The following is an 11,949-nucleotide window of genomic DNA, read 5'->3' as shown; positions in this document are numbered from 1 at the left end:
CGCGGGGGCCGCCGGGCGGTGGCAGCGGCGCCTCGCCTCGCTCGGCGGGGCGGACACCGGGGCCGCCGCCCCGGACCGCTTCCGGACCGTCGTCGGCCGGGCCCTGCGCGGTCTGCCGGCCGACCTCCTCGCGTTCGCGGTGACCGGCCCCTGCGTGGTCCTGCTCGTCACGCGGGGGGTGTTCTATCCCCTGGCGACCGCCGGCGAGGACGTGTCCCATGCCTGGGGCGGGCCGACGGCGGCGGGTGCGTGGGCGACCCACTTCGCGATCGCGCTGGCCATGGTCACCGCGGTCGCGGTGGTGCTCGTCGCGGTCCGGCGCCCGCACCGCTGGTTGCGCGGATGAGTTTGCGCACCATACGTACCGCGAGCACGGTGCCGCACCGTGTGCGAGTTGCCGTATGCGGACCGTTACCCGCACCATGGGGGTATCGTCCGGGTCGGCTCGTACGGCTTCACGCCAGGGACGGGATGGGTGCGGTTTATGGCCAGGTACTTCGAGAACGGCGCCGGGGAACTCGTATCCGCCGCATTGTCCGGCTTCGCCCGTGCGCACGCGGAGTTGGTGCGGTACGACACCGAGGACGGTTTCGTCACCGCCCGGCACACCTGCCCGGAGCGGCGGGTGGGTCTGTTGTCGGGAGGCGGCTCGGGGCACGAGCCGCTGCATGCCGGGTACGTCGGTGCGGGCATGCTGGACGCGGCCTGTCCCGGCCGGGTGTTCGCCTCTCCGCACAACCGGCAGATCTTCCGGGCCTCGCGCGCCGTGGCGCGGCCGGCCGGTGTGCTGCACATCGTGAAGAACTACACGGGTGACCGGATCAACTTCGGTATCGCGGCGGAGCGCCTCGCGGACGCGGGGATCGCCTGTGGACGGGTTCTCGTGGACGACGACCTCGCCACCGACTCGGAGGACATCGCGGCCGGACGGCGCGGCACGGGGGCCACGGTGCTGCTGGAGAAGGTGCTGGGCGCCGCCGCGGACACCGGCATGGACCTCGACGCGCTCGTCGGGCTGGGTACGGGCCTCGTGGCCCGCAGCCGTACGCTCGCCGTCGCGTCCGCGGCCCACCACGCGCCCGCCACCGGGGAGCCGGCGTTCGTCCTGCCGCCCGGCGAGCTGGAGTACGGCGTCGGCATCCACGGCGAACGCGCCGCCCGCACCCGCGCGCAGGGCCCGGTGGGCGAGCTGGTGGAGGAGATGACGGGGTCGCTGCTGGACACGCTGCGCCCGGGGCCCGAGGAGTCCGTGATCGCGCTCGTCAACGGGCTCGGCTCGGTCACCTCGCTGGAGCTGTACGGCGTGTTCGGGGAACTCGTCCGGGTGCTGGACGCCCGGGGTGTGCGGCTGGCCCGGCAGCTCGTGGGCGACTACGTCACCGCGCTGGACATGCGGGGTTTCTCCCTCACGCTCATGGTGGCCGACCGGACCACCCTTGGTTTCTACGACGCGCCCGTGCACACCCCGGCACTGCGCTGGTGACGGAGCTACGAGGAGGGCCCATGACGGCAGCGAGCAACGCTCTCGACGGCGTGCGCACCCGCGAGTGGGCGGAGCGCTTCGCCGCGTCGGTCCACGCCACGGAGGCCGAGCTGACCGCGCTCGACCAGCAGGCCGGCGACGGCGACTTCGGCGCCAACCTCACCGCCGGCGTACAGGCCGCCGCCCTGCTGCTCGACGAGGTCGGGACGGCGGCGGGCCCCGCGGACTGCCTCGGCGCCATGGCCACCGCCTTCCTGGACGAGGTCGGCGGGACCAGCGGCCCCCTGTTCGGCCTCCTGTTCCAGGCGATGGGACGGGCGGCCGGGCCGGGGCCGGAGCTGACGACGGGCGCGCTCGCCGACGGTGCCGCCGAGGGCCTGGCGGCGATCCGCCGGGTCGGGGATGCGGCCCCCGGCGACAAGACGCTGGTCGACGCGCTGGCACCGGCGGCCGGAGCACTGCGGGCGGCCGGGGAGACCCCGCCCGCCGAGGCCCTGGCCGCGGCGGCGGCGGAGGCGTGGCAGGGGGTGCGCGAGACCGCCTCCCAGTCGGCGCGCATGGGGCGGGCCAGCTATCTGGGTGAGCGCGCCAACGGCGTCCCGGACCCGGGTGCCGTGGGCATCGCCCTGTTCTTCGCCTCCGCAGGGGGCACCGTGCGCTCACTGGCCCCCCATCTCGACGGTGGCTGAACACGGGCGCGCGGGGCCCGTTACGCGCCGAGGCGGCTGCGGGCCCAGCCGACCAGCTCGGGATCGGCCAGGCTGCCGACCCAGAGGTCGGCCAGCTCACCGTCCGGGTCCGGCGGCCGTGTCCCGAGCCCGATGACCCGCAGGCCGGCCCGGCGCGCCGACTCCATCCCGGTCAGCGAGTCCTCCACGGCCAGAGCCTTCTCGGGCGGTACGCCGCAAAGGCGGGCCGCCACCCGGTAGACGTCCGGCTCGGGTTTGGGCCGCAACTCGTCGCCGGCGACGACGACATGGGCGAAGCAGCCGAGGAGTCCGGCCCGGTCGAGGCACGACTCCACCGTGTTCCGGGGGCAGTTGCTGGCCACCGCGAGCGGGCGGTGCCGGGCGGCCTGGCGGACCAGCGCGGCGGCCCCCGGCATGGTGACCGGGTCCTCCTCGACGAGGGCGGTGAAGGTCGTCAGAAGCGTGTCGGCGAGCTCTTCGGCGAGTTCGGGTTTGTCGGTCTCGCGCGCCATGAGGGCGCCGCAGTCGGTGTAGTGCACGCCTTTGGCACGGTCGGCGAACCCTGCGGGCGGTGTGAGCCCAAAGATCCGGAACGTGATGTTCCGTGCCTCCTGCCAGTGCCTTTCCGTATCCATCAAGGTGCCGTCGCAGTCGAAGACGATGGCGGACGGAGACCAGGAGAGGATGCGATGAACTGTCATGTAACCGCCGTTCTCGAAGGCTGCGCCGACCGTTTCGGTACGCGGGCGCAGTGGTGCGCCGAAGGGCACACACAAGGAAGGGGGGAAGGGGTGCGGCCGCTGCTCCACGGCCGCTGCGGCCACATCGGTGCCGCCGTGTGTGCCGAGGCGGCCCGGACCCTCAGATCCGGGCCGCCCGAAACATCATGGTCGCTACGTTAATTAGGCGACATCAATTTCCGCAATCACCAATTCGAGTGCATCGAAAATCCGCCATGGACGCTCCGTCCACTCCCCCGCTCCCCGGGCCGAGGCCCTGACCGGAGACTGGACGCCCAGGCATCACCCCTGGTGGGACGCCCGGAACGGGGGTGAGCCAGCTCCGCGTGGAGGTGGGGGCGACGTACCGTGCGAAACGATTCTTCCGATGCGGCACCGGGTGGAGGGGAAGCCATCCACACACCTGGCCGGACGACGAATAATAAGATCTTCGCGCGATGCGACTGCGCCCCTCGGGGGAAAGCGGAATGACTTTTCGCGTCGTGGCGCCAGCACATATGAGCGAAGGTGGAACACGTGCAGGACAGAGCACGCACAACCCGCAAAGTACTCCTGGAATCGGCGGCTCATCTATTCGTCGAACGGGGATATGCGGGAACGAGTGTCAATGACATAAGTGACCACTCGGGAAAGACGAGCGGGGCCATCTATTTCCACTACTCCAGCAAGGAGAAGCTGGCCCTGGCCGTCGTGCGGGAGCAGTTCGCCACCTGGCCGCAGCTCACCGCCGCCTACGCCGCGCCCGGCGTCCCCCCGCTGGAGAAGCTGGTCCTCCTGAGCTTCCGCGTCGCCCAGTCGCTCAGCGAGGACGTCGTGGCCCGCGCCGGCGCCCGGCTCTGGGCGGAGCGCCGCGCCATCGAGGCGCCGGTGCCGACGCCCTTCGGTTCCTGGGCGGTGGCCTGCGTCCGGCTCCTCGCCCAGGCCCGTACGCGCGGCGAACTCGCGGCGGGGGTCGAGCCGTCCTCGGCGGCCGTCGCCCTGGTCTGCGGGTTCTACGGGCACTGCACCCTGACCGACGAGATGCCGGGCCGGTGGGGCTGGCGGGAGCGGCTGGAGCAGTGGTGGCGCATGGTCCTCGCGTCCCTGCAGGCGGAACCCGATCCGGGGCTGCTCGCCCGCGTACGCGCCCGGCTGCCCGTGCGGTCCGGCACGCCGTGCGCGGACCCGCTGATGCGGCAGAGCGGCTGAGGGGTCGAGGCGCGGCCGGCACCGCCCCGTGACGGAGTGACCGCTCCCCTCCGGTGTTGGTGCCGCGTTGGCGCGCCGTTGGCGGGCCACGGCAACCTGCCCGTCATCCAGCAGCGGACGCCGCGCCGGACCGGAACCCCGGGCCGGTCGCCATCTGCCGTCCCCTGCTAACGAACCCCGGCGGGTGCGGGCATCACGGGGGTGCGCCCGCACCCGCCCCTTGGGGCCGCGAGCCCCTGCCTTCCCACCGCTTACCATGGTGCCCAGCCGGTCGCGCGTCCGTGTGGACGCCGACCGTCGAGGCGTCTGGGGGGCGTGGTGCTGAGGTTCGGGCTGCTCGGGCCGCTGGTGGTCCACGACGGCGAGGCGCTGCGGCCGGTCACGGGACTCAAGGCACGGGTGCTGCTCGCCGCCCTGCTGCTCGCACCGAACCGCGTCGTCTCCAAGGACGCCCTCATGGACGCCATGTGGGACGGACAGCTGCCCTCCAGCGCCGGAGCGTCCTTCGCCAACCACGCGACCCGGCTCCGCCGCATCCTCGCCGCCACCGGGGCCGAGCGCCTGCGGACCGTCGCACCCGGGTACCAACTGCTCGTCGCCGAAGGGGAGCTGGACACCGAGGTGTTCGAGGCGCGGGCACACGCCGCGGGGGCCGCCCACCGGGCCGGCGACTGGGACACGGTCCGCGCGGAGAGCGAGGCGGCGCTGGCCCTGTGGCGCGGCACTCCGCTGTCCGACCTGCCGGGGTTCCGGGAGCAGCGGGCGCCCTCCCTGCGCGTCCACCAGCTCGACCAGTTGCGGCTCCAGGTCCGCGAGTGGGCGTTCGACGCCGGGCTCGGGCTCGGGCACCACCGCGAGATCCTGGGCGAACTGAGCGTCCTGGCCGCCGAGAACCCGCTGCGCGAGGAGCTGCACCGCCTGCTGATGGTCGCCCTGCACCGGACCGGGCGGCAGGCGGAGGCGTTCGAGGTCTTCCACACGCTGCGCCGGGAACTCGTGGACGAGCTGGGTACGGAGCCGGGTGCCGCCGTCCGCCGGACGTACCAGGAGCTGCTGACCGGGGAGGGCTCCCCCGCGCCCGCTGCGGCGCGGGAGTCCGGCCCCGAGGGGGTCACGGCGCGCGTTCCGTACCAGATCCCGTCCTCCGTACCGGAGTTCACCGGCCGGGAGGCGGAGGCCGCGGCCCTGGTGAGGCTGCTGCAGCGGGCGGCGGGCGGACCGGGCCGGGAGGCGGGCGACGCGGCGGCCGGGGCGCCGGAGCCGTTGCGGCCGGTGGTGGTCTCGGGGATGGGCGGCATCGGCAAGACCGCGCTCGCCGTGCAGGCCGCGCGGCTGGTGCGGGGCGACTTCCCCGACGGCACGCTCTACGCGGACCTGCGCGGGTTCAGCGGGGGCGGGCCGCGCAGCGCCCACGACCTGCTGGCCCGGTTCCTGGACGACCTCGGGGCGCGTCCGGCGGCGCTGCCGGACGACACCGACGACCGGGCCGCCCTGTTCCGGTCCGCGGTCGCGGGCCGCCGGGTGCTGCTGGTGCTGGACAACGCGCGGGACGCGGCCCAGGTGGCGCCGCTGCTGCCGCCCCACGGCCCGAGCGCGGTCCTGGTCACCAGCCGCCATCTGCTGGCCGAACTGCCGGGCGTCGAACTGCTGCCGCTCCAGCCGCTACGCGCCGAGGAGCAGGTGGCTCTGCTGGCCCGGCTGTGCGGGTCCGTGCGGATCGAGCGCGAGCCGGAGGCGCTGGCGGGCATCCTGGCCGCGTGCGGCGGACTGCCGCTGGCCCTGCGGATCGTCGGCGGCCGGCTGGCCTCCCGCCCGTCCTGGCCGCTGGCCCTGCTGGCGGAGCGCCTCGCCCCGAGCCCCGGCCGGCTGCGGGCCCTGGCGATGGGCGCGGTGACCGTGCGGGACACCTTCGACATGAGCTACCTGGCGATCCGGGACAGCGGCAACGCGTCGGAACGGGGCGCGGCCCGGGCGTTCCGGCTGCTGGGGATGTGGAAGCCGCACACCTTCGGCGTCGGGTCGGCGGCGGCACTGCTGGGGGTGTCCGAGGGGGAGGCCGCGGCCGCCCTGGAACTCCTGGTGGACGCGAACCTGGTCCACAGCCCGGAGCCCGGCCGGTACACCCTGCACGATCTGCTGGGCGAGTACGCGGCGGCCCGGGCGGCGGAGGAGGAACCGGCCGCGGAGCGGGAGCGGGCGGTCGTACGGATGCTCACCTGGTACGCCCGCGCGGTGGCGGCGGCCGGTGCGGCGGCGAGCCACGAGACGCAGTCCCCGCCGCCGCTCGACGGGCCGCACACCGGTCCGGCGCTGCCCGAGTTCACCGACGACGCGCAGGCCATCGAGTGGACCGGGAACGAGCTGCCGGTGATCCGGGAGGCGATCGGCCGGGCCGGGCGGATCGGCCGCTCCGACATCGCCTGGCGGCTGGCCACCGGCCTCTTCGGTTACGCCACCACCCACTGGTGGACCGGCGAGTGGGACGCGTGTCTGCGGCAGGCCATGGAGATCGCGGTGGCCCACGACGACGTGCTGGGCCAGGCGTGGCTCCACCGCCGGATCGCCGTCGCCCACGGGATGGCGATGCGCAACGAGCAGTGCCTGGAGCATCTGCGGGCGGCCCTGGGTTTCTTCGCCGACGCCGGTGACGTACTGGCGCAGGCGTCCATCGTCGGCAACATGTCGGCCGTGTACGCCCAGTCGGACCACCCGGAACAGGCCCTGGAGCACGCGGAGCGGTCGTACGAGCTGTACCGGCAGTCGGCCGGTGGGCGCGGTGAGGCGCTGGCGCTGAGCCGGATCGCGGACGCGCACGACGTGCTGGGGAACCACGAGCTGGCCGTGGCGTACCACCGCAAGGTCGTCGCGATGCTGCGCGCGCAGCGCCACGGCGTCTTCCTGGCCACCAGCCTCACCAACATGGGCGCTTCCCTGCGCCAACTCGGTGACCGGGACGGGGCGTTGGCGGCCCAGACGGAGGCGCTGGCCATTCGCCGGGAGATGGGGGACGCGGGCGGTACGGCCGACTGCCTGGCCTTCATGGCCCGCACCCATCTCCACTTCGGCGACCACCGGGCCGCCCGCACCGCCTGGGAACAGTGCCTGGAACTGGGCCTGCGGCACAACATGGCCCAGCACATCGAGGCGAGCCGCGAGGGGATCGCCCAACTGCCCTGACGCCCCGGCCCCGCACACCGCGCGGTGCGGGGGCCGGCGTCCGGGTGGGAGGCTTGCGGTATGGAGATCACCGTACGGCCCGCCGTCGAACAGGACCTTGCCGCGCTGCTCGCACCGCGAGCTGAATCCCGACGACGCCCCGCTGCCGCCGGAGTCGGCGCTCGCCGTGTGGCGGTGCGTCGCGGGGCAGTGGGGGCGGACGGTCCTGGTCGCGGAGACGGAGGACGGGGTGGTGGTCGGCACGGCCGACTGCCTCGTGATGCCGAATCTGACGCGGGGCGGGCGGGGCATTCTGTTCGTGGAGAACGTCGTGGTGGCCGGTGCCGGACGGCGGCGGGGGGTGGGGCGTCGGTTGCTGGAGGCCGCCGTACGGCTGGGCGAGGAAGCAGGGTGTTACAAGGCGCAGTTGCTCGCGGCCGATGACGCGTACGTGCACACCTTCTACGCGGCCTGCGGATTCGAGCCGCTGGCCCAGGGGTTCCGGCGCTACCTGGCGCCGGGGGCCTGATCCGTCCCGGGGGTCAGTCCGCCGGGCCGAAGCGGTCGGGGGCGAGTGTCCTCAGCAGGGCGGTGACCACCAGGTCCGTCGAGGCGGCCATGTCCACCGAGTCGGGGGACAGGAGCCACTGCACCTGCAGGCCGTCCATGACGGCGATGATCGCGTCGGCGGCGTGCTCGACGCGGTCCTCCTTGCCGTCGGTCAGGCCGCACGCCTCGCGCAGGGCGTCGGCGACGAGGGCGCGCAGTCCGTCGTAACGGCCGCGGAAGTAGTCCTGCGCCGGGTGGTCGTCCGTGACGGACTCCGCCGACAGGACGGCGTAGAGGCGGACGATGCCCTCGCGTTCGGCGTTGCGGGTCGCGGTGTCCACGAGGTGGCGCAGGAAGGCGAGGCCCTGCGGGCGGTCGGGGCCCAGCTGTTCGATGTCCGACCGGTCGCGGAGTTCGAGGACGCTGGTGAGCAGGAGCGCCTTGGACCGGAAGTAGTGCAGGACCCCGGCCTGGGTGAGGCCGGCCCGGTCGGCGATCTCGGCGAGCGAGGCGTTGTTGTAGCCGCGCGCGGCGAACGTGTCCATCGCGATGTCCAGGATGTCCCGCTGCCGCTGCCGGGCCTCCGCGCTGCGGGGCGTACGGGGCCCGACCGCCTTGCCGGACCTGCCTGCTGACTGGTTGCTCACCGGCACAGCTTAGGGCCTGGCAGGTGGATCATGTCGGGCGCACCGGGCGCGGAACCGCCCGCCGCCGAACACTTACTAACCACTTAGTAAGTGTGCTTTCATGGCGCCGTCGTCCACGGAACCTCCCCTCCCCCGGGCCTGACCGAAGGAGATCCGCACATGTCCCACGACACTCCCCCGCACCCCCGCCCACGCCTCCTCCCCCGCCCCCGGCTGCGTGCCGCGGGCGCCGCCCTCGCGATGGCCGTCACCGCCCTCGGCATGGCCGGCAGCGGCACGGTGGCACGGGCGGCCGACCCCTCGGCCCAGGTGTGGGTCACCACGCCGGACGGCGCGAAGCGGCTGTCCCCCGAGGGCGCCGTCGCGTTCACGGGCACCCCGCAGAGCACCGACATCCGCATCGACGCGAACGTCACGGCGCAGCGGTTCACCGGGGCCGGCGCCTCGGTGACCGGAGCGTCGGCCCACCTCATCCAGGGCCTGCCGCAGGACCGCCGCGACGCGCTGATGACCTCGCTGTTCTCGTCCGCCGGCGACGGCATCGGGCTCAGCTATCTGCGCCAGCCGCTCGGCAGCAGCGACTTCGACGCGGGCCCCGGCCCGTACACGTACGAGGACACGCCCGGTTCCTTCTCCATCGACCGGGACAGGGCCGAGATCATCCCGGTGCTGAAGCAGGCGACGGCGGTCAACCCGGGCATCCGGTTCATGGGCACCCCCTGGTCGCCGCCGGCCTGGATGAAGACCAACAACGCCCTCGCCGGCGGCAGTCTGCGACCGGAGAGCCACCAGGCGTACGCCGACTACCTGGTGAAGGCGATCAGGGCGTACGGGCAGCAGGGCATCACGCTGACCGACCTCACCGTGCAGAACGAGCCCGAGTTCGCGGCGAGTTACCCGTCGATGACGATGACGGCCCCGGAGCAGGTGGCGTTCTTCAAGGTGCTCGACCGTACGCTGACGGCGGCGGGACTGCCCACGAACCTGCTGGCGTTCGACCACAACTGGAACCACCCCGCCTATCCGCTGGAGGTGCTGGCGGGCACGTCCGGCATCAGCCGGGTCATCGGGGCGGCGTTCCACTGCTACGGCGGCGCGCCCGAGGCGCAGCAGCAGGTCGTCGACGCCGGGAAGCGGGTCTTCTTCACCGAGTGCTCCGGCACCGAGAGCGCCGACCGGTCCACCACGTTCGCCGACACCCTCAAGTGGCACGCCGAGAACCTGGTGGTGCGGAACATGCGCCACGGCGGCGAGACCGTCATCGACTGGAACCTGGCGCTCGACCGGAACGGCGGCCCGCACCAGGGCGGCTGCGCCGACCGCTGCAACGGGGTCGTGGAGATCGCCGACGGACGTGTGACCCGCAACGCCGAGTACTACGTGCTTGGCCACCTCGCCAAGTTCGTCCGGCCCGGCGCCACCCGCATCGGTTCCACGAGCCAGGACGGCGGCGGGGTGCAGAACGTCGCCTTCCGGAACCCGGACGGCAGCCGCGCCGCGTATGTCGTCAACACGGATGCCGGAGCGCGGCGGTTCTCGCTGACCGACGACGGCCGGTCGCTGGTGTACACCCTGCCGGCGGGCGCGGTCGCCACCTTCGTGTGGAACGGCGCGAGCGAGCCGCCGCAGGGCTCGCCCGACCCGTCGGCCTGGTACCGGGTGCGCAACGTCCACAGCGGCGCCTGTCTGGACGCGGCCGACTGGGGCACCGGGGACGGGACCGCGCTCCAGCAGTGGAGCTGCACCACCGGGGCCAACCAGGGCTGGCAGTTCCGGCCGGCCGGTGACGGCACCTACCAGGTCGTCAACCGGCACAACGCGAAGGTGTGGGACGTGGACGGCGGTCCCGGGGCGACCGCCGCCGGGGCCCGGGTGCACCTGTGGTCGTACGTGGGCGGCGGCAACCAGCAGTGGCGCGCCGAGCCGTCCGGCGCGGCCGGGCGGTACCGCTTCGTCGCCCGCCACAGCGGCAAGTGCCTGGCCGTGGACGGCGCTTCCACGGCGAACGGGGCGCGACTGGCGCAGCAGGCGTGTGACGGTTCCCCGGCCCAGACGTTCTCCCTGGACCGCTGAGCCGCCGCCCTCCCCTCGGCCGGCCGGGGCCTCAGCCGAGTCCGCGGTGGGCCGCCCACAGGGTGCTCGCGCGGCCGGCCGCCCCGGCCACCAGGGCGGCCAGCTCCGGCCGGTCGGGCACGGGGAACGACACATAGGCTCCGCGGCCGCCCTCCACCGGCCGGCCGTACGCCTTCGCGGCCAGGTGGCCGTCCTTCAGCAGCCGGATGTTGAGGGTGGTGAGCTGGAACTCCGTGCCGCGCCGGGTCTCGGTCCAGCGCAGCTCCGGCGGAATGGTGACGTTGACGGCCAGGGCGCTCACGTCCGGGTCACTGTTCATCCCCGCATGATTCCACGCCGGTTCGCGCCGGGGCGCGCGGCGCATTGGGCGGGGCGGCGGTGCTCCCGGGGGGCCTCACGCGCTCTACCGGGGCCGCCGGGCCGCGGAAATGATGAGCACACCGCAGGTCGACCAGTTCTGCCGCCGGGCTGCCCGTCACGGGCGGGCCGGCGGCAGGCGGAAGGAGCCCATGGTGTTGCTGCTCATCTCCCCGGACGGCGTCGAGGAAGCCGTCGACTGCGCGAAGGCCGCGGAACATCTGGACATCGTCGATGTGAAGAAGCCCGACGAGGGGTCGCTCGGCGCCAACTTCCCCTGGGTGATCCGGGAGATCCGGGACACGGTCCCGGCCGGCACACCGGTGTCGGCGACCGTCGGGGACGTCCCGTACAAGCCGGGCACGGTGGCCCAGGCGGCGCTCGGCGCCGTCGTCTCCGGCGCCACGTACATCAAGGTGGGCCTGTACGGGTGCACGACGCCGGACCAGGGGATCGACGTCATGCGGGCCGTCGTCCGCGCGGTCAAGGACTACCGTCCGGAGGCGCTGGTCGTCGCCTCCGGCTATGCCGACGCCCACCGCGTCGGCTGCGTCAATCCGCTCGCCCTGCCCGACATCGCGGCCCGCTCCGGTGCCGACGCGGCCATGCTCGACACCGCCGTCAAGGACGGGACGCGGCTGTTCGACCACGTCCCGCCGGACAGGTGCGCCGAGTTCGTCGCGCTCGCCCACGCCGCCGGGCTGCTGGCGGCCCTCGCGGGCAGCGTCCAGCAGGCCGACCTCGCGGCGCTGACCCGGATCGGGACGGACATCGTGGGGGTGCGCGGGGCCGTCTGCGAGGGCGGCGATCGCAACGCGGGCCGGATTCGGCCGCATCTGGTGGCCGCGTTCCGCGCGGAGATGGACCGGCACGCCCGCGCGCACGCGGCCGGCGTCACCGTCGCGGGCTGACCGCCGGATGAGCGTGGACGCGAAGGACCCGTTACGTGAGGAGCCCGCGCCCGCCCGCCGGGGCGCGCGGTTCCCGGTCGTCGACCCGGCCACCGGGGAGACCTTCGGCGAAGCCCCCGAACTCGGTCCGGACGAGCTGGACGCGGTCGTCGAGCG

Annotated in this window: 11 protein-coding genes; 8 read left to right on the top strand and 3 right to left on the bottom strand. The window is 73.8% G+C overall.

All coding sequences use genetic code 11. The features are described from left to right. The 3 genes from MHW47_RS23760 to dhaL all read left to right on the top strand — a co-directional run. Positions 1 to 346: hypothetical protein (locus MHW47_RS23760; protein WP_239225807.1), on the top strand; the 346-nt coding region annotated here is incomplete at its 5' end. Positions 347 to 484: 138 nt separating this feature from the next. Then, on the top strand, positions 485 to 1,483 hold the full coding sequence (locus tag MHW47_RS23755; protein WP_239225806.1) for a dihydroxyacetone kinase subunit DhaK: 999 nt from the start codon (positions 485 to 487) through the stop codon (positions 1,481 to 1,483). A gap of 20 nt (positions 1,484 to 1,503) precedes the next feature. Continuing rightward, on the top strand, positions 1,504 to 2,172 hold the full coding sequence (gene dhaL / locus MHW47_RS23750; RefSeq protein WP_239225805.1) for a dihydroxyacetone kinase subunit DhaL: 669 nt from the start codon (positions 1,504 to 1,506) through the stop codon (positions 2,170 to 2,172). 20 nt (positions 2,173 to 2,192) lie between these two features. Here the strand turns inward: dhaL and MHW47_RS23745 are convergent, their stop codons facing one another. Beyond that, positions 2,193 to 2,873 carry an HAD family phosphatase gene (locus MHW47_RS23745; RefSeq protein WP_239225804.1) on the bottom strand — a complete coding sequence of 227 codons (681 nt, stop codon included), beginning with the start codon at positions 2,871 to 2,873 and terminating at the stop codon, positions 2,193 to 2,195. Positions 2,874 to 3,428: 555 nt separating this feature from the next. Between MHW47_RS23745 and MHW47_RS23740 the strand changes: the two genes are divergently transcribed. The 3 genes from MHW47_RS23740 (at position 3,429) to MHW47_RS23730 (ending at position 7,785) form a co-directional block, all read left to right on the top strand. Continuing rightward, a complete protein-coding gene (locus tag MHW47_RS23740) occupies positions 3,429 to 4,100 on the top strand; it encodes a ScbR family autoregulator-binding transcription factor (RefSeq protein WP_239225803.1) in 672 nt (223 codons plus the stop codon). A gap of 315 nt (positions 4,101 to 4,415) precedes the next feature. Then, complete coding sequence (locus MHW47_RS23735; RefSeq protein ID WP_239225802.1) at positions 4,416 to 7,277, top strand: AfsR/SARP family transcriptional regulator; 2,862 nt, start codon at positions 4,416 to 4,418, stop codon at positions 7,275 to 7,277. Between the two features lie 97 nt (positions 7,278 to 7,374). After that, a complete protein-coding gene (locus MHW47_RS23730; RefSeq protein ID WP_239225801.1) occupies positions 7,375 to 7,785 on the top strand; it encodes a GNAT family N-acetyltransferase in 411 nt (136 codons plus the stop codon). A gap of 13 nt (positions 7,786 to 7,798) precedes the next feature. On the opposite strand, the gene MHW47_RS23725 is transcribed toward MHW47_RS23730, so the two are convergent. Continuing rightward, positions 7,799 to 8,452: a TetR/AcrR family transcriptional regulator gene (locus MHW47_RS23725; RefSeq protein ID WP_374230135.1), complete on the bottom strand. Its 654-nt coding sequence runs from the start codon at positions 8,450 to 8,452 to the stop codon at positions 7,799 to 7,801. A 159-nt stretch (positions 8,453 to 8,611) separates the two neighbouring features. Between MHW47_RS23725 and MHW47_RS23720 the strand changes: the two genes are divergently transcribed. After that, positions 8,612 to 10,525: an RICIN domain-containing protein gene (locus tag MHW47_RS23720; protein WP_239225800.1), complete on the top strand. Its 1,914-nt coding sequence runs from the start codon at positions 8,612 to 8,614 to the stop codon at positions 10,523 to 10,525. A gap of 31 nt (positions 10,526 to 10,556) precedes the next feature. Here the strand turns inward: MHW47_RS23720 and MHW47_RS23715 are convergent, their stop codons facing one another. After that, positions 10,557 to 10,844 carry a hypothetical protein gene (locus MHW47_RS23715; RefSeq protein WP_239225799.1) on the bottom strand — a complete coding sequence of 96 codons (288 nt, stop codon included), beginning with the start codon at positions 10,842 to 10,844 and terminating at the stop codon, positions 10,557 to 10,559. Positions 10,845 to 11,037: 193 nt separating this feature from the next. Here MHW47_RS23715 and MHW47_RS23710 point away from each other — a divergent pair, with 193 nt between their 5' ends. Next, positions 11,038 to 11,793: a (5-formylfuran-3-yl)methyl phosphate synthase gene (locus MHW47_RS23710; protein ID WP_239225808.1), complete on the top strand. Its 756-nt coding sequence runs from the start codon at positions 11,038 to 11,040 to the stop codon at positions 11,791 to 11,793. Positions 11,794 to 11,949 lie beyond the last annotated feature (156 nt).

Source organism: Streptomyces sp. OfavH-34-F, from assembly GCF_022347745.1.
Taxonomy (GTDB): domain Bacteria; phylum Actinomycetota; class Actinomycetes; order Streptomycetales; family Streptomycetaceae; genus Streptomyces.
This window is presented reverse-complemented; position numbering and strand designations above follow the sequence as displayed.